Source organism: Alphaproteobacteria bacterium, from assembly GCA_020638555.1.
GTDB lineage: Bacteria > Pseudomonadota > Alphaproteobacteria > Bin95 > Bin95 > JACKII01.
Map to the genome: position 1 here is coordinate 72,392 of JACKII010000006.1, position 23,008 is coordinate 95,399.

At 68.9% G+C, this 23,008-nt stretch carries 21 protein-coding genes; 11 read left to right on the forward strand and 10 right to left on the reverse strand.

What is annotated here, in order from left to right; genetic code table 11:
• Window positions 1-8 precede the first annotated feature (8 nt).
• Complete coding sequence (phnN, locus tag H6844_18160; protein ID MCB9931332.1) at window positions 9-575, reverse strand: phosphonate metabolism protein/1,5-bisphosphokinase (PRPP-forming) PhnN; 567 nt, start codon at window positions 573-575, stop codon at window positions 9-11.
• A 105-nt stretch (window positions 576-680) separates the two neighbouring features.
• Between phnN and H6844_18165 the strand changes: the two genes are divergently transcribed.
• Window positions 681-1,868 carry an MFS transporter gene (locus tag H6844_18165; protein ID MCB9931333.1) on the forward strand — a complete coding sequence of 396 codons (1,188 nt, stop codon included), beginning with the start codon at window positions 681-683 and terminating at the stop codon, window positions 1,866-1,868.
• A 106-nt stretch (window positions 1,869-1,974) separates the two neighbouring features.
• On the opposite strand, the gene prpB is transcribed toward H6844_18165, so the two are convergent.
• On the reverse strand, window positions 1,975-2,895 hold the full coding sequence (prpB, locus tag H6844_18170; protein ID MCB9931334.1) for a methylisocitrate lyase: 921 nt from the start codon (window positions 2,893-2,895) through the stop codon (window positions 1,975-1,977).
• A 77-nt stretch (window positions 2,896-2,972) separates the two neighbouring features.
• Between prpB and H6844_18175 the strand changes: the two genes are divergently transcribed.
• From H6844_18175 to H6844_18190, 4 genes are all read left to right on the forward strand, one after another.
• On the forward strand, window positions 2,973-4,157 hold the full coding sequence (locus H6844_18175) for a PrpF family protein (GenBank protein MCB9931335.1): 1,185 nt from the start codon (window positions 2,973-2,975) through the stop codon (window positions 4,155-4,157).
• A gap of 169 nt (window positions 4,158-4,326) precedes the next feature.
• The gene (locus H6844_18180) at window positions 4,327-5,073 is read left to right on the forward strand and encodes a hypothetical protein (GenBank protein MCB9931336.1); all 747 of its coding nucleotides are present in this window, start codon (window positions 4,327-4,329) and stop codon (window positions 5,071-5,073) included.
• 137 nt (window positions 5,074-5,210) lie between these two features.
• A complete protein-coding gene (locus tag H6844_18185) occupies window positions 5,211-6,602 on the forward strand; it encodes an MmgE/PrpD family protein (protein ID MCB9931337.1) in 1,392 nt (463 codons plus the stop codon).
• Complete coding sequence (locus H6844_18190; GenBank protein ID MCB9931338.1) at window positions 6,599-7,003, forward strand: PaaI family thioesterase; 405 nt, start codon at window positions 6,599-6,601, stop codon at window positions 7,001-7,003. The genes H6844_18185 and H6844_18190 overlap by 4 nt, the downstream gene beginning before the upstream one ends.
• Window positions 7,004-7,362: 359 nt before the next feature.
• Here H6844_18190 and H6844_18195 read toward each other — a convergent pair whose 3' ends face one another.
• Window positions 7,363-8,439 (reverse strand): Ldh family oxidoreductase, encoded by a 1,077-nt coding sequence (locus tag H6844_18195; protein MCB9931339.1) that lies wholly within the window; start codon window positions 8,437-8,439, stop codon window positions 7,363-7,365.
• A 93-nt stretch (window positions 8,440-8,532) separates the two neighbouring features.
• On the opposite strand from H6844_18195, the gene H6844_18200 reads away from it, so the two are divergent.
• Together H6844_18200 and H6844_18205 are read left to right on the forward strand one after the other, a co-directional pair.
• Window positions 8,533-9,708, forward strand: coding sequence for an MFS transporter (locus H6844_18200; protein MCB9931340.1), 1,176 nt, complete (start codon window positions 8,533-8,535; stop codon window positions 9,706-9,708).
• Window positions 9,709-9,796: 88 nt separating this feature from the next.
• The gene (locus H6844_18205) at window positions 9,797-10,282 is read left to right on the forward strand and encodes a cytochrome c (protein MCB9931341.1); all 486 of its coding nucleotides are present in this window, start codon (window positions 9,797-9,799) and stop codon (window positions 10,280-10,282) included.
• Between the two features lie 13 nt (window positions 10,283-10,295).
• Here H6844_18205 and H6844_18210 read toward each other — a convergent pair whose 3' ends face one another.
• Entirely contained in the window at window positions 10,296-11,387 is a 1,092-nt protein-coding gene (locus H6844_18210; GenBank protein ID MCB9931342.1) for an Ldh family oxidoreductase, read from the reverse strand.
• A gap of 102 nt (window positions 11,388-11,489) precedes the next feature.
• Here H6844_18210 and H6844_18215 point away from each other — a divergent pair, with 102 nt between their 5' ends.
• Window positions 11,490-12,770: an amidase gene (locus tag H6844_18215; protein MCB9931343.1), complete on the forward strand. Its 1,281-nt coding sequence runs from the start codon at window positions 11,490-11,492 to the stop codon at window positions 12,768-12,770.
• 447 nt (window positions 12,771-13,217) lie between these two features.
• On the opposite strand, the gene H6844_18220 is transcribed toward H6844_18215, so the two are convergent.
• Both H6844_18220 and H6844_18225 read right to left on the reverse strand, forming a co-directional pair.
• Window positions 13,218-13,427 (reverse strand): hypothetical protein, encoded by a 210-nt coding sequence (locus H6844_18220; GenBank protein ID MCB9931344.1) that lies wholly within the window; start codon window positions 13,425-13,427, stop codon window positions 13,218-13,220.
• A gap of 3 nt (window positions 13,428-13,430) precedes the next feature.
• Window positions 13,431-14,288 carry a S49 family peptidase gene (locus H6844_18225; protein ID MCB9931345.1) on the reverse strand — a complete coding sequence of 286 codons (858 nt, stop codon included), beginning with the start codon at window positions 14,286-14,288 and terminating at the stop codon, window positions 13,431-13,433.
• A 128-nt stretch (window positions 14,289-14,416) separates the two neighbouring features.
• Here H6844_18225 and H6844_18230 point away from each other — a divergent pair, with 128 nt between their 5' ends.
• The 3 genes from H6844_18230 (at window position 14,417) to H6844_18240 (ending at window position 17,208) form a co-directional block, all read left to right on the forward strand.
• Entirely contained in the window at window positions 14,417-15,148 is a 732-nt protein-coding gene (locus tag H6844_18230) for a glycosyltransferase family 2 protein (protein MCB9931346.1), read from the forward strand.
• A 1-nt stretch (window position 15,149) separates the two neighbouring features.
• Window positions 15,150-15,488, forward strand: coding sequence for a lipid-A-disaccharide synthase N-terminal domain-containing protein (locus H6844_18235; protein ID MCB9931347.1), 339 nt, complete (start codon window positions 15,150-15,152; stop codon window positions 15,486-15,488).
• 124 nt (window positions 15,489-15,612) lie between these two features.
• Window positions 15,613-17,208: a glycosyltransferase family 39 protein gene (locus H6844_18240; GenBank protein ID MCB9931348.1), complete on the forward strand. Its 1,596-nt coding sequence runs from the start codon at window positions 15,613-15,615 to the stop codon at window positions 17,206-17,208.
• Window positions 17,209-17,237: 29 nt separating this feature from the next.
• On the opposite strand, the gene H6844_18245 is transcribed toward H6844_18240, so the two are convergent.
• From H6844_18245 to H6844_18260, 4 genes are all read right to left on the reverse strand, one after another.
• Window positions 17,238-18,443: an MFS transporter gene (locus H6844_18245; protein ID MCB9931349.1), complete on the reverse strand. Its 1,206-nt coding sequence runs from the start codon at window positions 18,441-18,443 to the stop codon at window positions 17,238-17,240.
• 30 nt (window positions 18,444-18,473) lie between these two features.
• Complete coding sequence (locus tag H6844_18250; protein MCB9931350.1) at window positions 18,474-19,247, reverse strand: SDR family oxidoreductase; 774 nt, start codon at window positions 19,245-19,247, stop codon at window positions 18,474-18,476.
• An 89-nt stretch (window positions 19,248-19,336) separates the two neighbouring features.
• Entirely contained in the window at window positions 19,337-21,334 is a 1,998-nt protein-coding gene (locus tag H6844_18255) for an acetyl/propionyl/methylcrotonyl-CoA carboxylase subunit alpha (protein MCB9931351.1), read from the reverse strand.
• A 12-nt stretch (window positions 21,335-21,346) separates the two neighbouring features.
• Window positions 21,347-22,954, reverse strand: coding sequence for a methylcrotonoyl-CoA carboxylase (locus H6844_18260; GenBank protein MCB9931352.1), 1,608 nt, complete (start codon window positions 22,952-22,954; stop codon window positions 21,347-21,349).
• Between the last annotated feature and the right edge of the window lie 54 nt (window positions 22,955-23,008).

The window sequence follows — 23,008 nt, forward strand, 5'->3', positions numbered from 1 at the left end:
TCGGGGGATTATGGCGCGCCGGCCCCGATGGCGTCCAGGAACAGGGCCACGCCCTCGGCCACCGAACGGTCGTTGACCACAGGGCGGACATCCGGGCCAGCGACCTCCAACGCGGCGGCGCGCGCGAGACGGCGCTCGACATCGGCCTCCGTCTCGCGGCCGCGGGCCAGCAGCCGCGCCCGCAAGACCGCCGGCGGCACGATGACCGAGACCACGCGCACCGGTTGGAGCGTGGCGCGGGCCGCGTCCAGAATGCCGCGCGAGACATTGGCAATCACGTGAACGCCCTCGTTGCGGGGAGCCAGTTCCGCATGCGGGATGCCATAGCGCAGGTCGTGTGCGCCCCATGCGAGCGCAAACGCCTCCGCAGCCGTCATGGCCTCGAACGCCGCCGGAGTCGCGGCGCGATGGGCCTCACCGCCGGCGTCGGCCGGCCGGGTGATGGTGCGGCGGGCGAAGCGGTAGCCCGGATGATCCGCCAGGGCCGCGCGGGCGCCGTCGATCAGCGTGTCCTTGCCCGCGCCGCTCGGCCCGACGACCAGGAACAGCGTGCCGTTTGCGGGAGCATGGGCCATGGTTTCCGACGATGATCCGGGGGAGGGACGAGCGATCCCGTTATAGCGGGTGCGTCTGCCGCCGGCTATGCTCGCCCACGAACCGAGTGCAGGAGCCTCCCGGCAATGATAGACAGCGCGCGCGGCTGGTCGATGGTGGCCGCAGTCTTTTTCCTGTTGTTTCTAGGGTTTGGCGCCGCCTATGCGTTCACGGCCTTCTTCCCTTCGCTGGAAGTCGAATTCCAGGCGAGCCGCCAGGACGTGGCCCTGATCTTCGGCATTTCGGGCTTTCTCTACTTCATGTTGGGCGCGCTGAGCGGTGCCATAGCCGACGCGATCGGCACCAGGCCGGTGGTGCTGCTGGGCGTGGTGCTGTGCGGTGGCGGCATTGTCTGGGGCGCGTTCGCCCAGAGCCTTTGGGAAGCCTATTGGGCCTTTGGGCTCGGCATCGGCGTCGGCATCGGCTTTTTCTACGTCCCGGCCATCGGCGCGGTGCAGCGCTGGTTTACGGTGCGCCGGGCCATGGCGGCCGGCTTTGCGGCTGCCGGCATCGGCGCGGGCACCATGCTGATGCCGGGCATTGCCGAACTGCTGATCGACCGGCCCGGCGGCTGGCGCTATGCCTATGGCGTGATCGGCATTTGCGTGTTGGTGCTGGGCTTTCTGGCGGCGCTTCAGATCGACGACCCGCCGGTGCATCGCGCCGCCCGCCGCTCCGGCACCGGCCTGACGGGGGCGAGCGTGCGGCAGGCGCTGGCCTCGCGCGGCTTCATCCTGCTGTATCTCTCGTCGCTGGCGCTGTCGCTGGGCCTGTTCGTGCCGTTCGTCCACCTGGAGCCCTATGCCATCGACAAGGGGCTGGGCGAGGGGACCGGCGTGTTTCTGCTGATGCTGATCGGCGTCGGCTCGACGCTCGGTCGGTTCGTGCTGGCGAGCCTGGCCGACAGCATCGGGCGCCGCAACGCGCTGGCGCTGATGTATGCCGGCGTCGGCGCCATGGACCTGGTCTGGTACTGGGGCGGCAATATCTGGGCGCTATACGTGTTCGCTGTGGTCTATGGGCTTTGCTATGGCGGCTTTGTCGGCACGGCGCCGGCGGTCAGCGCCGACTATTTCGGGGTGAAGAAGCTCTCCAGCATTATCGGCTGGCTCTATACGAGCGTCGCCTTCGGCACGCTCGCCGGCCCGCCGTTGGCCGGGCGCGCCTTCGACCTCTATCAGAGCTACGACCTGCCGATCCTGATCGGCGCGGCGAGCGGCCTGGTCGCGACCGTACTGGTGCTGCTCATGGGCCCGCCGCGGCGCTGGGAGTGAGGGTGGGGGCTTTCTCCCTTTCGCCCGGCGTCATTGCGAGGCGGAGCCGAAGCAATGACGCGGGGGAGAAGGCCTGCAATGCTCCCACCGGGGAGAGGGGCGGGGCTTAACTCCGCTTGCGCCGGTCTTCCGGCACCACGGTCTTGGCAACGGAGGCATCCAGCGCCTCGAAGTCGTGGTAGCCGATGGTGTCGTACAACTCGGCCCGCGTCTGCATCTGGTCCAGATGGTCGAACAGCGTGTCCTTCGCGGCCAGTTCGGCGTAGCAGCGCTCCATCGCCTTGGCCGCAACCCGCATGGAGGAGACCGGCCAGATCACCAGCTTGCAGCCCATTTCCTCGAACTCGCTGGCGGTGAAGTACGGAGTCTTGCCGAATTCGGTCATGTTGGCCATGAACGGCGCGCCGCATTCGTTCGCAAACCGGCGGAAGCCCTCCGCGTCGGTGACACCGTCGGCAAAGGCATAGTCGGCGCCCGCCGCGACATAGGCCCTGGCGCGGGCGATGCCGCCGTCCAGGCCCTCGTTCGCGACCGAGTCGGTGCGGGCGACGATGCGCAGATGGGTGCGGGCCTTGCGCGCGGCGGCGATCTTCTCGCACATCTCCGCGGTGGTCACGAGTTGCTTGCCGTTCAGGTGGCCGCATTTCTTCGGCAGCACCTGGTCCTCCATCTGCATGGCGGCGGCGCCGGCGGCCTCCAGTTCGCGCACGGTGCGCATGACGTTCATCACCTCGCCATAGCCCGTGTCGGCATCCACCAGCAGCGGCAGCCGCGTCGCGCGATAAATGCTGCGGGTGAAGAAGCAGAGTTCCTCCAGGCTCAGAATGCCCACGTCCGGTATGCCGAGCGAGGCGGTCACCGCCGCGCCGCTGACATAGAGCGCCTCGAAGCCCTGCTTCTTTGCCAGCAGGCCGGCCATGGCGTTGTGGGCGCCCGGAATGCGCAGGATGCCGGGGCGGGCGACGAGGGCGGCAAAGCGGTCGCCGGGGGCCTCGGTCGGCCAGTCGGATGCTTCAAGCCAGGTCATGGGGCGAAGGGGCTCCGTTGCGTTTGACAGCGTTTGGCGCGACAGTGACGCCAACATGGCCGCAAGGGAAGCCCTTCATGCGTCAATTCCGGATCCCCGCCACCTTCATGCGCGGCGGCACCAGCAAGGCCCTGGTGTTCCACGCCCGCGACCTGCCGGCGGACCGCACGCTCTGGCCGGACATCTTCCGCGCCGCCATCGGCGCCAACGATCCCTATGGCCGCCAACTCGACGGTATGGGCGGCGGCATTTCCTCGCTGAGCAAGGTCTGCGTGATCGCGCCCAGCGCCCGTGCGGACGCCGATATCGACTACAGCTTTTTCCAACTGTCCCCCACCGCCGATACGGTCGACGAGAGTTCGAATTGCGGCAACATGTCGAGCGCCATGGGGCCGTTCGCGGTGGACGAGGGGTTGGTGGCCGTCACGGGCGAGGCGGCGCGGGTGCGCATCTATAACACCAACACCGACAAGATCATCATCAGCCGCTTCGCCATGGACGACGGCAGGGCCGCGGTGGACGGCGATTTCGAACTGCCGGGCGTGGCCGGCCTGGGTTCGCCGGTGTCGCTGGACTTCCTCCGCCCCGGCGGCGCCCGTACCGGCAAAATCCTGCCGACCGGAAACGTCCGCGATTGGCTGACCCTGGCGGACGGCTCGACCATCGAGGCCTCCATGGTCGACGCGGCGAACCCCTGCGTCTTCGTCCGCGCGGGCGATGTCGGCGCGCTCGGCAACGAGTCGCCGCTGGCCATGGACAATGACGCCGCGCTGCTCGCCAAACTGGAGGCGATCCGCCAGGCGGCCAGCGTCGCCATGGGCATCGGCGGCAGCCTGGCGGAGGCGGAACGGATGCCCGCGGCCCCGAAAGTGGCGTTCGTCGCGCCGCCGCTGGACTCGACGACGCTGGACGGCAAGACCATGGCGGCGGGCGAGGTCGACCTGCTGGCCCGCATGATCTCGGTCGGCGCACCGCACCGGGCGATCCCGCTGACGGGCGCGCTCTGCACCGCCTGCGCCGCCAAGATCGAGGGCACGCTGGTGCACGAGGTGACGCGCCCCGGCAAGCTCGTGCGCGTGGGCCAGGCCTCGGGCACCACGGTGGTCGACGCCGACGTGCAGCGCCAGGCCGACGGCGCGTGGCACGCGGAAACCGCCAGCGTCCTCCGCACCCAGCGCCGGCTGATGGACGGCTTTGTCTATGTCTCGGCCGCAAAGACTCCGGGGCTGCGCACCGTGTCCGCCGCGCGAGCCGCGGAATAAGTCCGGATCATTCGTAAGGAAAAATTTCGGTCGGGCGGCAATTGACCAAAGTGATACGGCCTCCTAAGCTTCCTGTGGTTGGAAATATTGGGGGTAAGGAGTGATTGTATAGTTTCCCCTTGTTTCTGACCAAATTTCTGAAATTTATCGGAAAATGAGGGGTGACTAGATGAGCATTTCAATATTACAGCGTTTTGGTTGTGCCGTCGGTCTCGCGGTTGGGGTTTGGGCGACGGCTGTGCACGCGGCGCCGTACGCCGACCCGAACACCAGCGCAACGGTCGACTACGGCTTCTTCGATGTGAAGGGGTATGATCCGACCGCGATGGTTTCGGGACCGTCGGTTCAGCCCCTTGTATCGGGCGGGTCGCTGCGGGTGGCTGCCTATGAAGGGGGCGTGTTCGTTCCGATCGGGACATCCGCAACCCAGGAACTGGCGGGCATTCTCTTTCAGCAGATAACGGGGGTTGTCCTGGAACTGGTCATGTCCACCGGCAGCGCCAACAACGGCCAGTTTTTCCAGCAGGCCTATGACCGGTCCGTGGTGACGGATCCGGCCAGCGCGCCCGGGACGGAAACCGGCGGGTTCGTTTTCACGATTACCGAGACGACCGATGTCACGTTCGGCATGAGCAACGGGGCGACGACGCTCGATATGCTTTTCGATATTGCCGTCTCGGATGCGGCCGGCTTTTTCGACACCGTTGCCGGCACGATGAACTTGCACGCGGCCTCGACCATTTCGGAGGTCATGAACGACTTCGGTCAAATGGTGCCCTCGCAAGATCTCGACTATTCCCTGTCCATCGCCGTACCGGGACCCACGGTTTCCGCGCCGGCAGTGCTGCCGATGATGGCGGCAGGCTTTGCCGGGCTCGGTGTGATCGTGTGCCGCCGCAAAGTGCTTCCGTCCTAGCGATTGGTGCCGCTGGCCACTAAATGCGCGGCGGAATTTGCTTTCGCCGCGTCGCGGGATGCGCGTATACAGGTCTGTGCTGCCTGTATACGCGCCTTTCTCTTCCATATCCGCCGTCTCGACAGAAGCACGATGCCATGCCCGACTCTCTCGCCAGCACCGGCAAATTGCCGGCCAATCTGACCCGCGACCTGGCCGGCTGGATCAGCGGCTTCGACCGCGGCGAACTGCCGGCCGCGGTGCAGGGCGCCATGCGCCGGGCGCTGCTCGATACGCTCGGCGTCGGCCTGCACGGCCAGGGCGAGGAATGGGCCGGGATCGCGCGCGAATGGGCCTATGGCGCCACGGCGCCCGACAGCGACGATGCCGCCACCATCTGGGGCGAGGAGGAGGCGTTGCTGCGCACCTCCGATGCCGCTTTCGTCAACGGCATCGCCGCCCACGCGTTCGAACTCGACGATTTCTGCCAGAAGCTGCACCCCGGCGCCGTGGTGATCCCGGCCGCCATGGCGGTGGCGCAGGCGAACACCTGCAATCTTGGCCAGCTTCTGGGCGGCATCGCCGTCGGCTATGAGACCATGATCCGGCTGTCCATGGCGCTGGACCCGAACCAGGCCCGCCTGCGCGGCTGGCACCTGACCGGCGTCTGCGGCCCGGTGGGTGCCGCGGCGGCGGCAAGCTGGCTGCTTTGGCTCGGCGGCGAGGAGACTGCCTGGGCCATCGGCCTCGGCGCCACCCAGGGTTCGGGCCTGTTCGCGTTCAACGCCGACGGCGCCATGAGCAAGCGCTTCCATCCCGGCCGCGCGGCGCAGAGCGGCGTCATGGCGGCGGAACTGGCCGCCCGCGGCTTCTCCGGCCCGACCAAGGTGCTGGAGACCGACGATGGCTCGTTCCTGACCGCGTTCAGCGACCATGCCGACGGTTCGCGGCTGCTGGACGGCCTCGGCCAGCGCTGGGAGTTGCTGACCAACAATTTCAAGCCCTATTCCTGCTGCGGCTCGGTGCATGCCTACAACGACTGCGCCATTGCCATCCGCAACCGGCTGGGTCGCGCGCCGCTGCCGGGCGAGCGGGTGGTGACCGGCCTGCCGAAGGTGGTGGATGTGCAGTGCGGCTACCCTTACGCGCCCGGCACGGCGCTGTTCGCGCAGATGTCGGCGCGGTATTGCATCGCCGTCGCCTTGCTGGACGGCGCTGTCCTGCCCGACCAGTTCACGGACGAGCGCATGCGCTCGCCGGACGTGGTGGACCTGGCCCAACGCATCGAGATCGTCGGCGACGAGCGTCTGGACGCGCTCTATCCGGCGCAATATCCGGGCTGGGTCGAGGTTCACACCGCCGATGGAGTGGTGCGGGAGGATCGCGACAATCCTTCGGGCGCACACGATTCGCCGGACTATACCGCAGGGCTGCTCGCCAAGTACGACGCGCTGCTGGGCGAGCGCGGCCAGCGGTTGAAAGCCCTGGTGCTGGACGGTCCGGGCGAGACGCCGGTGCAGGCGCTGCTGGAGGCGATGGCGCGCCCATGACCCAAGCCTTTATGCCGGAAGGCGAGGACGGCCAGCATTTCGAGAGCTTTATGGCGTTCGAGCGGGTGGAATGGCGCGAGGGCTTTGTGCGCATTCGTGTTGCCCTCGGTCCGCAGCACCGCAACCGCCAGGGTTTTATTCATGGCGGCGTGATCGGGGCGTTGCTGGATTCCGCCGGCATGTTCGCCGGCACCTATGACGCCGACACCGGCCGCGGCAAGGCGGCGGTGACCGTCTCCACCGCCTGCCAGTATATCGGCGCGACCAAGGGCGCAGCGGTGGAGGCCGTGGGCGAACTCACCCGCGCCGGCCGCTCGCTGTATTTCGCCGACGCCAAGGTCATCGACCCGGAGACCGGCGCGGTGCTGGCCTCGGGGCAGGGGACGTACAAGTACCGTTGAGGCGGGCGGGTGCGCCGGTGCCCGCTCGGCGTCATTGCGAAGAACCACACCCCTGCCGTCATTGCGAGAAGCCGGAGGCGACGAAGCAATCCAGGCACTGCCCCGACGCGGCACGACGCTGCCCTGGATTGCTTCGGCTCAGCCTCGCAATGACGCCGGGGCGAAGTCCTGTCGTGGCCGTAACCCAGCCGCCCGGAGCGGTTTCGGCACTGGTTGACCCACTCTCCTGCCCCATCTCCCGCGGAAGCGGGGACAGGGGAGATGCGGTGGTGAGCCAAAAGGGAAAGAACTCGATATAGTCGTTGGATTTTACGCAATTATCCGAGCCGCACAGTGATTCCATTGTGCTTGAAATTGGTCTAGCCGAACAGGAACGGCACCCCGCTTTCCTCCGCCACGCGCCGGACCTCGCCATAGAGTGTGTCGGTCATCGGCACGCCCTCGGCCAGGCGCAGGGCGCGGGCGGCTTCCTCCGGCTCGCCCGCCACCAGCACGGGCTGGGCCGGGTCGAGCGGGGCGATGCCGTGCATCTGGTCGATCAGTGCGTCCATGTCGGCCTCGAACGCCCCCGGCTCGCCGCGGAAGAACATCGGGTCGATGGCCAGGAAGAAGCTGCCGACATTGATGAAGTCTCCCGGCTCGCCGGTGGCCAGGTCGCGCCCGCCGAAATACGAGCCCGAGAGCACGCTGCAGAGAATGTCGACCATGATGGCCAGGCCATAGCCCTTGTGGCTGCCGCCGTCCTCGGTGCCGCCGAGCGGCGTCATCCGCTTCGGCGTGGCGTAGAACGCGGCCTCCCCGTCGGTCTCCGACGAGCCGTCCTCTTTCAGCGCCCAGCCGACCGGCATGGCCTTGCCGGCGCGGCGGTAGATGTTGAGCTTGCCCACCGCCACCGTGCTGGTCGCCATGTCGAGGCTGAAGGCCGGGTTGCGCTGGGCCGGTGCCGCCATGGCGATCGGGTTGGTCGAGAACATCGGCTCCCGCGCCCTGGGCGGCACGATGGAGCGCTGGCTGGTGCCGGTCATGCAGATGCCGATCAGGCCCGCGTCCAGCGCCATGGTGGAATAAACGCCGGCCGCACCGAAATGGTTCGAGTTCCGCACCACGGCGACGGCGACCCCCATGTCCTTGGCCTTCGCGATCGCGCTCTGCATTGCCATTTTCGCCGGCACATGGCCCAGGGCGTGGCCGGCGTCGATGAAGGTCATGGCCGGCAGGTCCTCGACCACGCGAATGTCGCCCGGCACGATGATGCGGCCGTCTTTGCGCCGGTCGTGGTATTGCGGCAGCATGCCGATGCCGTGGCTGTCGATGCCGCGAATGTCGGCCTCGACCATCAGGTCGGCGGTGGTGGCGACATGCCCGGCCGGCATGCCCCAGGCGGTCAGCACGCTCGCGATCTGGGCTTTGATGGTGTCGACGGCAATCTGCGGCAAGGGACTGGCTCCGAGGCGGGATTTGCGCCAGAGTTTAGCTTCCTCTTGCCGGCTTGTCTTGCGTCCGGCCTGCCATTCTCCGAGAAACCCGTGGTGTCTGCCATGCCCCGCCGCTGGACGATCCTGCTGTGCCTGTTCCTGGGGCGCACGGCGTTGGGCGTGCAGTTTCAGTCGCTCGTGTCCGTGGGCGAGCAGGTGACGACGGAACTGTCGCTCTCCTACGCCCAACTCGGCACGCTGATCGGCTTCATGTTTCTGCCGGGCGTGGCGCTGGCCTTCCCGACCGGCCTGCTGGCCCGCTGGATGAGCGACCGCGCCGCCCTCAGCCTGGGGCTGGCCTTCGTGGCCGCCGGCGGGGCGGTGGCGAGCCAGGCCAGCGGCTTCGACGGCATCGCCGCGGGCCGCCTGCTGACCGGCGTCGGCTTCGTCGTCTGCTCGCTGTATTTCACCAAGATGGTCGCGGACTGGTTTGCCGGGCGCGAGATCGCCGCCGCCATGGGCATCCTCACCATGAGCTGGCCGGCCGGCATCGCGCTTAGCCAGCTGACCCATGGATGGGTCGGCCAGACATTCGGCTGGCAGGCCGCCATCGGGTCCGCCACGGTCTATGGGGTTGTGGCGACCCTGTTGGTCTGGCTCACCTACCGCTCGCCCTATGGCGAGATCCACGGCAGGGCCATGCGCGGCCAGATGCGGCTCACCCGGCGCGAATGGTGGCTGACGGGCGCGGCGGCCCTGGCGTGGTCCGGCTTCAACGCGGCCTATGCGGTCTATCTGAGTTTCGGCGCGCAGGTGCTGATCGTCGAGGGGGCCGACCCGGTCGCGGCGACGGCGCAGGTGAGCCTTGTCAGCTGGCTGATGGTGTTGAGCCTGCCCTTCGGCGGCATCCTGGCCGACCGCACGGGCCGTCCGGACACGGTGCTCTATCTGGGCATGGCGGCCGGCATCGGCGCATTGCTCGCCTTTCCGGAGCCGGGCTGGACCCTGCCGGCCATCGTCGTCTACGGCCTGATCGCCATGGCGCCCGCCGGCGTCATCATGGCGCTGACCGGCCAGGCCATGGCGCCGGAGCGCCGCGCGTTCGGGATGGCGGTGTTCTACAGCGCCATGTATCCGATCACCGCCGCGGCGCCCATTCTGGGCGGCTGGTTGTACGACCGCATCGGTGCCGTGGAGGCGCCCCTGGCGGTTGCCATCGCGCTCTATGTCCTGACGGCGGCGAGCTATGCCGTGTTTCGGCTGCTTCAGCGCCGCTGGCCATGCGGTTGAAACCAATCCGGAATTGGGGCAAGCAAAGGGCGTCGCGGCCCTGATGGCCGGACCGTGTTCCGGGTAGTGCCGTTGGGATTGGTGCGAGATGAAAAAGCCGGTGGTTTGGGCTCTGGCCGTGGTGATCGTGGCTGTGGTTGGCGTGGGAGGCTGGCGGTACTGGCAATCGACGCAACCGTCCGCCGCCGCCGTTCCGGCAATCGATGCCAACGATGCGGAACTGGTCGCGCTCGGTCGCGACGTGTACCGGGCGCAGTGTGCGTCCTGTCACGGCCTGGATATGCGCGGCGAGCCGAACTGGCAGCAGCGCAAGCCGAACGGGCGCCTGCCGGCACCGCCGCACAACGAGACCGGCCACACCTGGCACCATCCCGACTCTGTGCTGTTCGCGCTGACCAAGTACGGGCTTTCCGCGGTCGCCGGCCGGCCGGTCACAACCGATATGCCGGCCTTCGAAGGCACCCTCAGCGATCGTGAGATCGCGGCGTCGCTCGCCTATATCAAGAGCACCTGGCCGCTCGAAATCCGGCGTCGGCACCAGCAGATGAGCGAGCAGGCAGCCCGGAAGCGCTGAGGCGCAGGGGACGTCAGCCCAGCAACCAGGGCGCGTTGCAGCGGCTCACCACGTCCCGCAACTCGCCGAGCAGGGTCTCCGGCAGCGGCACCCCGGTCGCGGAGCGTTCGGCATAGGTGGCGTATTCGGGATCGCCCGCGACCAGCACCGGCCGGGCCGGGTCGACCGGCGGCGTGGCGTGCAGCATGTCGATCATCCGGTCCAGATCCTCGCCGAACGCTTCGCCGCCGCGCAGGCGGTTGGGGTCGATGGCCAGGAAAAAGTGGCCGGTCTGGGTGGCGCTCTTCACCGGACGGCCCTCCGCATCGCTTTCGCCCGGCTCGGCCCAGGCGCCGGTCAGCACGGCGCAGAGGATTTCCACCATCATCGCCAGGCCATAGCCCTTGTGGCTGCCGAGATCGCGAGTGCCGCCGACCGGCGCGACCCGGCGCGCCTCGTAGCCGACCTTGGGATCGGTCGTCGGCCGGCCCTCCGCGTCCATGGCCCAGCCGAGCGGGATTTCGTTGCCGCGGCGGTAATAGTTGCGGACCTTGTTCAGCGCCACGGTCGATGTCGCCATGTCGAGCGCGAACGGCGGGTTCGCCCTGGCCGGGGCGGCGAACGCAATCGGATTGGTGCCGAGCGCCGCATCGCGGCCGAAGGTCGGCACGATGGCGGAACCGGGCGCATGGGTCATGGCGAGGCCGATCATGCCCGCCTTTGCCGCCTGCCGCGAGTAATAGCCGGCGGCGCCGAAATGGTTGGAATTGCGCACGCCCACCAGCCCGACGCCCGCGTCCCGTGCCTTGTCGCAGGCCAGTTGCATGGCCTGGACCGAGACCGGATGGCCCAGCGACCGGTCGGCGTCGATCAGGGCGACTGCGGCTTTCTCTCGCACAACTTTCGGTTGGGCGCTGACATTGATCCGGCCCTGGCCGCGGCGCTGGTCGTACATCGGCACCAGGCCGACGCCATGGGAGTCGACGCCGTGCAAGTCCGCATCCGCCAGCGCTTCCGCCGCGGTGGCCGCGGGCTCCGCCGCCACGCCCCAGGCCGTCAGCACCGCCTCAATCTGGTCGCGAATGGCGTCGCCGGGAATGTGGCGGATGGCGGTGGCGTCGGACATGGTGGCACTCTCGGTCGCAGGGAAACGGCTTGGCGGTCGGACCCGTCTGGCCGCAGACTATGGCCCAGCCAAAGCCCGCCGCCAAGCATGAGAGCGCCGCCGATGCCGCATCCAACCGAACTGACCGCCCTCGAAGCCGCCCGCGACATCGCCAACGGGCGCCTGACGTCGGAGGACCTGGTTCGGGCCTGTCTGGAACGGATCGAGGCGCGCGACGACGCCGTCAGGGCCTGGGCCCATCTCGACCCGGAACAGGCGCTGGCCGAGGCGCGCGCCCGCGACGGCGAGCGGCCGCGCTCGCCGTTGCACGGGGTGCCGGTGGGGGTGAAGGACATTCTCGACACCCACGACATGCCGACCACGCACGGCTCGCCGATCTATCCGGACAACCGACCGGCCCACGACGCGGCCTGTGTCGCGCTGCTGCGCGATGCCGGCATGGTGGTGATGGGCAAGACGGTGACCACCGAATTCGCCATGCGCAATCCGGGGCCGACCCGCAACCCGCACGATCCGGGCCGCACGCCGGGCGGGTCGTCCAGCGGCTCGGCCGCGGGGGTCGGGGATTTTCAGGTCCCGCTCGGCATCGGCACCCAGACCGCCGGCTCGATCATCCGGCCGGCGAGTTATTGCGGCGTCGTTGGCTACAAGCCCACCCATGGTCGGATCATGCGAAACGGCATGAAGGTTCTGGCGGAAAGCCTTGATACGATAGGCTGTATGGCCCGGTCCGTGGCCGACGCCAATGCCTTTGCCTCGATCATGGAGGCGTCGCCGATCCAGGTGTTGGCGGATGTCGGGCCGACGCCGTCCTTCGCCTTCACCAAGTCCCCCGCTTGGGGCGATGCCGAGCGCGGCACTCGCGATGCGATGAAGGCCGCAATCGACCGCGTCGTGGCCGCCGGCGGTACGGTCGTCGAGATCGAACTGCCGCACGCGTTCAAGGACGCGCTGGAGGCGCAGGAGGTGATCATGACCTACGAGGCCTGGCGCGGCCTGGCCTATGAGCGCTGCGTGCATGGCAACAAGCTGTCGGTGGCGCTGAAGGACTATATCGCCGACGGCGGCACCCACACGCGCGAGCATTACGACTGGGCGCGCAATGTCCAGGCGACGTGCAAGGCGATGTTCTGGCAGGTGTTCCAGCGCTTCGGTGCCGTGTTGACGCCGGCGGCGCCGGGCGAGGCGCCGAAGAATCTGGCCTTCACCGGCTCGCCGAATTTCAACCGCATCTGGACCATGCTGGGTGTGCCGTGCGTGACCCTGCCTGGACTGAAAGGGCCGGAGGGCATGCCGGTCGGCCTGCAATGCGTCGGCGCCTCCGGCCGTGCCCACGAGGCGCTGGCCCACGCCGCGTGGCTGGAGAAGGTGCTGGCGCGCTAGGGATCTGCGTCCCGGCCGTTGCGGAGCGGCGGGCCGGGATCGCTTTGGGCGTGCGAACACCGCCGCTGCCTCTGTTCGCGAGATCGACCGGCCCCGGATGGCGGCTCCGCCACCTCCGGGGAACAAGGGCAGTTCCGCCGCCTCCGGGGAACAAGTGCAGTTCCGCCGCCCCCGGGGTAGACCGGCGCTCCGCCGCCCCCGGGGAATCAAGGGCGGCTCCGCGACCTCCGGGGCCCATGGCTGCGTGTCGGGTCTGGTGTTTCCCGGCCGTTGCGGAGCGGCGGGCCGGGATCGCTTTGGGCGTGCGAACACCGCCGCTGCCCGTGTTCGCGAGATCGACCGGCCCCGGATGGCGGCTCCGCCACCTCCGGGGAACAAGCGCAGCTCCGCCGCCTCCGGGGAGCATATTTTCGCTGGGTTAAGGGACCGACCGGCCCGACCAACCCCTCAGCCGCGGTCTCTGGGGCGCCAGACGCCGGTTTTCGGGTCCTGCTCCATCTCGACCGCGCCGTCGTCGGACCGGGCGTCCGGCTGCTGCTGCGGGGGCGGGGCAGGGGGCGTGCCCGAGCCGCGGTTCTCGATCCAGCGGAACAGCTGCCAGGCGCCGTAAATCGCCAGCCCCAGGACGATCAGCTTGGTCAGGCTCAGTCCGAACATGCGCTAGCCTCCGTACCGCTGCCGCGCGAGGCGCTCGTCCACCAGGGCGGCCAGGTCCGCGCTCAGCCCGTCCGCGCCCAAGCCGCCGCCGGTCAGGCGCCGGATCAGCGGTTGTTTCGCCTTGATCGGCACGATCTCCACCTTCTCGCCAAAGCGCTCGCGCAGCACCGGACGGAAATGGCCGATGCCGTCGATCAGTCCCCGCTCCAACGCACCCTGGGCGGTCCAGAAGGCGCCGGAGAAAATCTCCGGGTCGTCGGTCTTCAGCCTGGCGCCGCGCCGGCTCTCCACCTGCTTGCGAAAAACCCCGTGCAAATCCTCCAGGATGGCGTCGAGCCGGGCCACGTCCTCGGCCTTTTCCGGCCGGAAGGGATCGAGAATGCTCTTGTTTTCGCCGGCGGTGTGCACGCGGCGCTCGATGCCCAGCTTGGCGATGGCGTCGGCAAAGCCGAAGCCGGCGGAGATCACGCCGATGGAGCCGACCACGCTGGCCTCGTCGGCGAAAATCTCGTCTGCGGCGGTGGCCAGCCAATAGCCGCCGGATGCCGCCATGTCCTCGACGAAGCCCAGCACCGGCAGCGATTTTTCGTTCGCCAGCGCCCGAATCCGCGCGGCGATCAGCGCCGACTGCACCGGCGAACCGCCGGGCGAATTGATCGCCAGCGCCACCGCCTTCGCCCGCGGCATGGAAAACGCCTGGTGCAACAGCGGCGCCACCGCCTCCAGGCTCAGGCCGCGACGCAGCGCATTGCCATCGGGAGAAATCATGCCGCTGAGCCGCACCAGAGGCACGCGCGGCGTCCGTTTCCAGAATTTCAGGTTCATGCGGTCCAGGCTCGGATCGTAGGGTCGAACCCGCATGTAGCGCCCATGACCGCCGCCGCCAACCCCGCACGACCCGCACCGGGCGGCCGCGCCGCAGTTGACCCGCACCCTTTGCTGGGCTACGGCCATGCTCTGCCAGCCGCCCGGAGCCCGTGCCGCCTTTGCTGCCGCCCTTTTCCATCGTCATCCCCGCCTACAACGAGTCCGAGAATGTCGGCCCGCTGGCGCGGGAGATTCTGAGCGTCCTGCCCGCCGATGCGGTGTTCGAGGTGATTTTCATCGACGACGCCAGTACGGACGGCACCGCCGACGCCGTTCTGGCGATGCGGGCGGAAGATCCGCGCGTCCGTCTGGTGCGCCATCGCCGCAATGCCGGCCAGTCCGCCGCGATCCGCAATGGCGCCAAGGTGGCGCTCTACGACTGGGTCGTGACCATGGATGGGGACGGGCAGAACGACCCGGCCGACATCCCGAAACTGTTTGCCCTGCTGGAGGGTGCCCCGGCCGAGCCGCCGCTGGGCCTGCTGGGCGGGTTGCGGCTGAAGCGCCAGGACGTGTTCGCGCGCCGGCTGGTTTCGCGCACCGCCAACGCCATCCGCCAGGCGGTGTTGCAGGACAATTGCCGCGACACCGGCTGCTCGCTGAAGGCGATCCGGCGGGAATTGCTGATCGACCTGCCGAATTTCCGCGGCCTGCACCGCTATCTGCCCGCGCTGGCGCCGGCTTATGGCTATGCCACCCGCTTCGTCGACGTGAACCACCGGGCGCGGGCCGCCGGGGTCTCGAAATACACCAACTGGGGTCGGGCGCTGGTGTCGCTGCGCGACCTGCTGGGCGTGCTCTGGCTGCGCGCCCGCGCGGCGGCGCCTTTCCCCTATGAGGCGGACGATTCCTGAGATGCTGGACTCCACCATCGCCGCTTTCCAAGCCTGGTACGACTCGCTGTCGGGCTATGAACTGTTCTGGATCGTGCTGGGATTCGTGGCGCAGTTCCTGTTCATGATGCGCTTCATCATGCAGTGGATCTATTCCGAGCGGGCGCGCCGTTCCATCGTGCCGGAGGTTTTCTGGTATTTTAGCATTCTCGGCGGGGTTACCCTGCTGGCCTACGCCATTCATCGCGCCGACCCGGTGTTCATCGCCGGCCAGGCGCTGGGTCTGATCATCTATGCCCGGAACATCTATTTCATCTGGCACGAAAAGCTTGCCGGACGCGCCGACGCCGGCAAGCCCTGAGCCGACCGGCGCCGCGCCGGCCCCGTCCTGGGTGCCGGCCTGGGCGGTCTGGCTGGCGGAGCGTCCGCTCGCCTTCTATCCGCTGCTGGCCGTGCTGGCGGTGCTGCTGTACTGGCCCGGCCAGATGCAGGTGCCGCCGCTCGACCGCGACGAGCCGCGCTTCGCCCAGGCCTCCAAGCAGATGCTGGAGACCGGCGATTTCGTCCAGATCGCCTTCCAGGACGAGCCGCGGCTGAAAAAGCCCATCGGCATCTACTGGCTGCAAGCCGCCTCCGCCGGCCTGCTGGCGCCGAACGAGCCGACGGCGCTCTGGGCCTACCGCCTGCCGAGCCTGATCGGCGTGGTGCTGAGCGTGCTGCTGACCGCCGGCATCGGCCGAACCCTGTTCAAGGGGCCGGTGGGCGCCATCGGCGCCGCCCTTTTCTCCCTCGCCATCCTGCCGGGGGTGGAGGCGCATCTGGCCAAGACCGACGCGGTCTTGCTCGCCTGCATTCTGGCGGCGCAATGGGGGTTGGCGAAAGCCTGGATGGCGGACCATCCGGCGACGGCGCGAGGGCCGGTGACCACCGGCCCGTGGACCGCGGCGGCCTTCTGGTTGGCCATCGGCGCCGGCGTGCTGGTCAAGGGGCCGGTGGTGGTGATGATTGCCGGGCTGACGGCCCTGACCCTGGCGCTCTGGCACTGGCGCTTCGCCTGGCTGAAGGCGCTGCGGCCGCTCTGGGGCCTGCCGCTGGCGCTGGCGGTGATCGTGCCCTGGTTCGTCGCCATTCACTTCGCCACCCACGGCGCCTTCTGGGACGAGGCGGTCGGGCGCGACTTTCTCGCCAAGATCGACGCGGGGCAGGAACGGCATGGCGGCCCGCCGGGGCTGTATCTGCTGCTGGTTTGGGTGACGTTCTGGCCGGCCGCGGCGCTGCTGGGCTTTGCCGGGCTCGGCGCCTGGCGCGGGCGGATGGCGCCGGCGGTGCGCTTCTGCCTCGCCTGGATCGTGCCAAGCTGGCTGGTGTTCGAGGCGGTGGCGACCAAGCTGCCCCATTATGTGCTGCCGCTCTACCCGGCGCTGGCCTTGCTGGCGGGCTATATGCTGGTGCGGGCCGGGCAGAAACCCAAGCGGCGCTGGGTGGCGGAGCTGGTGCGGGCGCCGGTCTGGATTGCCGTCGCCGTTGCGGCCGGGCTGGGCATCGCCATGTTCGCCGGGCCGCCCTTCATCGGCGGCGATTTCAACCTGGCGAGCATCGCGGCAGCGGCCGGGTTCGGCATCCTCGCCTATGCGCTTTACCGCTTTGCGCGGCGCGCCTATGCGGCGCCGTTCCCGCTGGGCGTGGTCGTGCTGGCGGCCGGCCTGGCCTACTGGTCGTCCTACAGTCAGGTCATTCCGGGGTTATCCCAGCTTTGGGTGTCGTCGCGGCTGGCGGCGGCGGTGGCCGATCACACGCCGGCTGCGTGCGGGAAGCCGGCGCGTCTGGTGTCGGTCGGCTATGGCGAGCCGAGCCTGGTCTTCCTGGCCGGCACCGACACGGCCCTGGTGCGGACCGAGGAGGCATTGCCTCTGCTGATCGCCAATCCCGACTGCACGCTCGTCGCGGTCGAGGAGCGGCGGTGGCCGGCCTTCCAGGAGCAGACCCAGGCGGTCGCGCTGGAGACGCTCGCGACCATCGACGGCCTCAACTATTCCAAGGGCAAGCGCGTTTCCATCCGCCTGCTGCGGCTGGCACCTTAAGCGTCGCGTGTCAGTCCGCTGGCGGCGTGTCAGTGCGCCGGCGGCTTGGCGCGACGGCCCAGCCAGGCCAGCACGGCCAGGACGGCCGCGCCCACCGCCACATACCAGGGCAGCACCTGGCGCAGGGCCGCATGCGTGAGCACACCCTCGCTCGGCAGGGTTTCCGAGACCAGCAGCAGGGTTCCCGCCAGGATCACTCGCCCCAGCAGGCTTTGCAGCGACAGGAATGTGGCGCGATAGGCGCGCTCCAATTGCGGTTGCACGCCCGCCAGGATCAGCGGACGGGCAAAGGCGTTGGGGACCATGCGCAGCAGCAGCACGGCCACGGCGGCAACATGCGCCGTCGCGGCCAGCATGGCGACCAGAGCCACCTGGAGGCCCAGCGCGCAGAGGATCACATGGCGCGCGCCCAGCGCCCGGGTCAATGGCAGCGCAAACCAGCTTGACGCCACCGATACCAGCATCATGGCCGAGACGATGGCGCCGCTCACCGCCGGCGCATCGGCCGAGAGGCCGAACCGGGCCAGCGCCTGTTCGATGAAGGGTTGGCCGAAGACGAACGGCACGTGCGAGAACACGTACATCGCCACGGCCACGGCAAAGAACCAGGCCAGCGAATGCTCGCTGAGCCGCGCCAGGACCACGCGGGACTGCCCACCGACGGAAAGGCCGGCGGTCTCGCCCGGCGAAACCGGGGGCTCGCGGAAGCGGGTCGCGATCCAGAGCGCGCCCATCATGCCGCCGGCCGCGCCGAAATAGGTGAGGGCGGGCGCATGCAGCGCGATCAGCCCGCCGGTGACCGCCGAAACCGCCAGACCGCCGAAACCGAACCGCCAGGCCCTCACCTCCTGGGCGGCGACCTCCTCCTCGCGGCCCGTGGCCTTCAGCGAGTCGTAAAGCAGCGCGCTGTCCGCGCCGGAGACAAAGGCGGAGCCGGTGCCGAGCAGCACCTGCCCCAGCGCAAACACCCAGAACGCCCCCCCGACGCCCAGCACGAGGCAGCCGCAGGCCGTGGCCAGGCTCGCGGCGATCAGCGTCGCCCGCCGCCCCACCCGGTCGGCCAGATAGCCGGACGGCACCTCCAGCGCGGTGGTGCTGAGGTCGTAGACCGCGGCCAGCAGCACCGCCTCCGCCGCCGAGAGTTCGGTCTGGAAGTAGAGGAACCAGATCGCCTGCCAGAACAGCAGGCTCTTGCAGGCCTGGAACCAGGGGTAGAGGCGGATGTTTCGGGCCACGGAGCGGGGCAAATGCCAGGGCTGCCGGTGTCAGTCGGTCGCGTCGGTTGGCGGGGCGGCGCGCAAGGCCGGCAGGCCGACGCCCGCGGCGCTGAAACCGCCGTCCGCGGCCAGGATCTGGCCGGTGACATAGCTGGCGGCGTCGCTCACCAGAAACGCGATGGCGCCGGCGATTTCCTCCTCGCGGCCATAGCGGTTCAGCGGGATGGCGTCGTGATAGGCGGCGCGGATTTCCGGCGTGTGCACCGCCAGCGCCAGCTTGGTGTTGACCGGGCCGGGCGCGACGGCGTTGACGCGAATGCCCAACTCGCCCAGTTCCACCGCCTGTTGCAGGGTCAGATGCGCCAGCGCGGCCTTGGACGTGCCATAGGCGACCCGCAGCGTGCTGGCCCGCTGGCCGGAAATCGAGGTGATGTTGACGACGCTGCCGTGGGCGGCGGCCAGCATGGCGGTGAAGGCCTGGGTCATCAGGAACGGGCCGTCCAGATTGGTGGCCATGACCGTGCGCCAGCGCTCATACGTGGCCTCGCGGATCGGGCCAAAATCGGCGACGCCCGCGTTGTTGACCAGGGCATTCAGCCGACCCTCGAACGTGTGCGCCAGTTCCGCCCGCACCCGCTCGACCGAGGCCGGGTCGGAGACGTCGCCATGCAGCGGCACGGCGCTGTTCAACCCGCCGGCGGCGCGTTCCAACTCCTCGCCATCGACGTCGAGCATGGCGACGCGCCAGCCCTGGCCGATCAGGGTCTTCGCGGTGGCGAGGCCAATGCCGCGGGCGGCGCCGGTGACGAGGGCGGTCTTCATGCAACTCTCACGCGTTGATCGGCGTTGGCCGCCGGTTTAGCGGATGCGGTACAGGCGCGCCAGGGCCGGCGGGCGGGCGGGGCGAGCCGCTAACCCGCCTCGAACGCCACCAGTTCCACGCCCTCGTCGACCTGGTCGCCCTCGCCGCAGCGCATGGCGGTGACGGTGCCGTCGGCGGGGGCCGAGAGCGTGTGTTCCATCTTCATGGCTTCCAGGGTCAGCAGCGGGGCGCCCTTCTTGACCGTGGCGCCGGCCTGCACGTGCACCTTCGTCACCTTGCCCGGCATCGGCGCGGTCAGGCGGCCGCCGCTGGTGTCCTGGCCGAGCGCGGCCGTGCCGGGATCGTGCACCGCGAACTGGTAGGTGGCGCGGCGCGCCATGACCGTCACATGGCCGCCCTCCGCATGGACGCCGACATTGAAGCGGCGCCCGGCGATCTCCACCCCCAGGCGTCCGGCCGCGCGGTGGACGACGCGGGTGTGGGCGGGGGAGTGGGGCAGGGTCATGTGGTATTCGCTGCCGACATAGGCCACGTCGATGGCGTAACGCTCTTCCTCCCAATCGAGTTCCACGGTCTCGTGGATCTGCTCGTTCAGGCGCCAGCCATGGGTGGAGTTCCAGGGCGAGTGCGGGTCGGCGGTGGCGTCGGCGCGGGACTCCGCCGCGGCCCGACGCCGGTCCAGCAGGGTGAGCACGGCCGCGGCCACCACCTCGTCCGTGGGCGGCGGCGGAGTGACGTGCAGTTCCTCGCCATGCTGGTCGATGAAATGGGTGTGCACGTCGCCGTCGGCGAAGGCCGGATGCCGGGCGATGGCGTGCAGAAAGGCGCGGTTGGTGGTGACGCCGGCAATCTGGGTGTCCGCCAGGGCCGAGCGCAGCCGCGCCACCGCCCGGGCTCGATTCTCGCCGCGCACGATCAGCTTGGCGATCATCGGGTCGTAGTGGGGCGAGACCTGGTCGCCTTCGGCCACGCCGCTGTCGACGCGGACAAAGCCGTCATGCACCGGGAATTTCAGCACTTCCAGCGTGCCGGTCTGGGGCAGGAAGCCCCGCGCCGGGTCTTCCGCATAGAGGCGCACCTCGATGGCGTGGCCCTGGACCCGGATATCGTCCTGGCTGAGCGGCAGCGGCTCGCCGGCGGCGACGCGCAACTGCCATTCGACCAGGTCCGTATCGGTGATCCACTCGGTGACGGGATGTTCCACCTGCAGGCGGGTGTTCATCTCGATGAAGTAGAACGACTCGTCCGCATCCATCAGGAATTCGCAGGTGCCGGCGCCCTCATAGTCGATGGCGCTGGCCGCGTTGACCGCTGCCTGCCCCAGCGCGGCCGAGGTCGCGCTGCTGATGCCGGGGGCGGGGGCTTCCTCCACCACTTTCTGGTGGCGGCGCTGGATCGAGCAATCGCGCTCGAACAGGTGGACGACCTGGCCGTGCCGGTCCGCAAACACCTGCACCTCGATATGGCGCGGGCGTTGCAGGTATTTCTCCAGCAGCACCGAGGGGTCGCCGAACGCGCCGAGCGCCTCGCGCTGCGCGGTTTCCAGCAGTTTGGTGAAGTCGTCGGCTTTCTCGACGATGCGCATGCCGCGGCCGCCGCCACCCGACACGGCCTTGATCAGGACCGGGAAGCCGATCTCCTCGGCCTTGGCCAGCAGGAAGTCCGGGTCCTGGTTGTCGCCGTGATAACCGGGCACCATCGGCACGCCCGCCGGCTCCAGCAGCGCCTTGGCGCCGCTCTTCGAGCCCATGGCGGCGATGGCTTCCGGCGGCGGCCCGACCCAGATCAGGCCGGCGTCCAGCACGGCCTGGGCGAAGGCGGCGTTCTCCGAGAGAAAGCCGTAGCCGGGGTGGATCGCCTCGGCGCCGGTGCGCTGGGCAGCGGCGATGATGGCCTTGATGTTGAGATAGCTGTCGCGGACGCTCGCCGGGCCGATGCAGATGGCCTCGTCGCAGGACTGCACGTGCAGCGCGTCGCGGTCGGCCTCGGAATAGACGGCGATGGTGCGCATGCCCAGGCGATGGGCGGTGCGGGCGATGCGGCAGGCGATCTCGCCGCGATTGGCGATGAGGAGGGTGCGGAACATCGGGGCTTCCTCCTACATCCGGAACACGCCGAAGGGCGTGCTCTCGACCGGGGCGTTCAGGGCGGCGGAGAGCGAGAGGCCCAGCACCATGCGGGTTTCCGCGGGGTCGATGATGCCGTCGTCCCAGAGCCGGGCCGAGGCGTAATAGGGGTGGCCCTGGTGTTCGTACTGCTCCCGGATCGGCTGCATGAAGGTCTCGCGCTCGTTCGGCCCCCAGGTCTTACCGGCACGCTTCATCACATCGTCGCGCACGGTGGCCAGCACGTTGGCGGCCTGTTCGCCGCCCATCACGCTGATGCGGGCGTTCGGCCACATCCAGAGGAAGCGCGGCGCGTAAGCCCGGCCGCACATGGCATAATTGCCGGCCCCGAACGAGCCGCCGACGATCACCGTCAGCTTTGGCACGCGCGCATTGGCGACGGCCATCACCATCTTGGCGCCGTCCTTGGCGATGCCGCCCGCCTCGTATTTGCGGCCGACCATGAAGCCGGTGATGTTCTGGAGGAAGATCAGCGGGATGCTGCGCTGGGCGCAAAGCTCGATGAAGTGCGCGCCCTTCTGCGCGCTCTCCGAGAACAGGATGCCGTTGTTGGCGATCACGCCGACCGGATAGCCGAACAGCCGGGCGAAGCCGCAGACCAGGGTGGTGCCGTAAAGCTGCTTGAACTCGTCCAGCTCCGAGCCGTCGACGACGCGGGCGATCAACTCGCGCACGTCATAGGGTTGTTTCAGGTCGGCGGGGACGACGCCGTAGAGTTCCTCCGGGTCGTAGATCGGCGCCCGCGGCGGCTCGATGGAGACGCCGGGCGCTTTCTGCCAGTTCAGGTTGGCGACGATCCGGCGGACGATGGCCAGCGCGTGCGCATCGTTCAGGGCATAATGGTCGGTCACGCCGGAAATGCGGCTGTGCACGTCGGCGCCGCCCAGATCCTCGGCCGAGACCTCCTCGCCGGTCGCGGCCTTCACCAGCGGCGGCCCGCCGAGGAAAATCGTGCCCTGGCCCTTCACGATCACCGCTTCGTCCGACATGGCCGGCACATAGGCGCCGCCGGCGGTGCAGGAGCCCAGCACGGCGGCGATCTGCGGGATGCGGGCCGCGCTCATATTGGCCTGGTTGTTGAAGATGCGGCCGAAATGGTCGCGGTCGGGGAACACCTCGTCCTGCTCCGGCAGGTTGGCGCCGCCGGAATCGACCAGATAGATGCAGGGCAGACGGTTCTGCATGGCGATTTCCTGCGCCCGCAGATGCTTTTTCACCGTCATGGCGTAATAGGTGCCGCCCTTCACCGTCGCGTCGTTGGCGACGATGACGCATTCGACGCCGGAAACGCGGCCGATGCCGGTGACGATACCGGCGCCCGGCGCCTCGTCGCCATACATGCCGAAGGCGGCCAGTTGCGAGAATTCCAGAAAGGGCGCGCCGGGGTCGATCAGGCCGTGCACCCGGTCGCGCGGCAGCAGCTTGCCCCGCTCCAGATGGCGCGCCCGCGCCCGCTCGCCGCCGCCGAGCTTCACCTGCCCGACCTTGGCCTGCAAATCATCCACCAGCGCGCGCATGGCGGCGGCGTTGGCGCGAAACTCTTTGGAGCGCGGACGCAGGCCGCTCTCGATCACTGGCATGATTGGCGAAACCTCCACTAACGACAGATGCATTCTTGGCGGGGTTTGCGCGGA

Excerpts from the sequence above, each read along its gene's own strand:
- phnN (MCB9931332.1), bottom strand. The coding sequence starts at position 575 with ATGGCCCATGCTCCCGCAAACGGCACGCTGTTCCTGGTCGTCGGGCCG.
- H6844_18165 (MCB9931333.1), top strand. The coding sequence starts at position 681 with ATGATAGACAGCGCGCGCGGCTGGTCGATGGTGGCCGCAGTCTTTTTC.
- prpB (MCB9931334.1), bottom strand. The coding sequence starts at position 2,895 with ATGACCTGGCTTGAAGCATCCGACTGGCCGACCGAGGCCCCCGGCGAC.
- H6844_18175 (MCB9931335.1), top strand. The coding sequence starts at position 2,973 with ATGCGTCAATTCCGGATCCCCGCCACCTTCATGCGCGGCGGCACCAGC.
- H6844_18180 (MCB9931336.1), top strand. The coding sequence starts at position 4,327 with ATGAGCATTTCAATATTACAGCGTTTTGGTTGTGCCGTCGGTCTCGCG.
- H6844_18185 (MCB9931337.1), top strand. The coding sequence starts at position 5,211 with ATGCCCGACTCTCTCGCCAGCACCGGCAAATTGCCGGCCAATCTGACC.
- H6844_18190 (MCB9931338.1), top strand. The coding sequence starts at position 6,599 with ATGACCCAAGCCTTTATGCCGGAAGGCGAGGACGGCCAGCATTTCGAG.
- H6844_18205 (MCB9931341.1), top strand. The coding sequence starts at position 9,797 with ATGAAAAAGCCGGTGGTTTGGGCTCTGGCCGTGGTGATCGTGGCTGTG.
- H6844_18210 (MCB9931342.1), bottom strand. The coding sequence starts at position 11,387 with ATGTCCGACGCCACCGCCATCCGCCACATTCCCGGCGACGCCATTCGC.
- H6844_18215 (MCB9931343.1), top strand. The coding sequence starts at position 11,490 with ATGCCGCATCCAACCGAACTGACCGCCCTCGAAGCCGCCCGCGACATC.
- H6844_18220 (MCB9931344.1), bottom strand. The coding sequence starts at position 13,427 with ATGTTCGGACTGAGCCTGACCAAGCTGATCGTCCTGGGGCTGGCGATT.
- H6844_18225 (MCB9931345.1), bottom strand. The coding sequence starts at position 14,288 with ATGCGGGTTCGACCCTACGATCCGAGCCTGGACCGCATGAACCTGAAA.
- H6844_18235 (MCB9931347.1), top strand. The coding sequence starts at position 15,150 with ATGCTGGACTCCACCATCGCCGCTTTCCAAGCCTGGTACGACTCGCTG.
- H6844_18240 (MCB9931348.1), top strand. The coding sequence starts at position 15,613 with ATGCAGGTGCCGCCGCTCGACCGCGACGAGCCGCGCTTCGCCCAGGCC.
- H6844_18250 (MCB9931350.1), bottom strand. The coding sequence starts at position 19,247 with ATGAAGACCGCCCTCGTCACCGGCGCCGCCCGCGGCATTGGCCTCGCC.
- H6844_18255 (MCB9931351.1), bottom strand. The coding sequence starts at position 21,334 with ATGTTCCGCACCCTCCTCATCGCCAATCGCGGCGAGATCGCCTGCCGC.
- H6844_18260 (MCB9931352.1), bottom strand. The coding sequence starts at position 22,954 with ATGCCAGTGATCGAGAGCGGCCTGCGTCCGCGCTCCAAAGAGTTTCGC.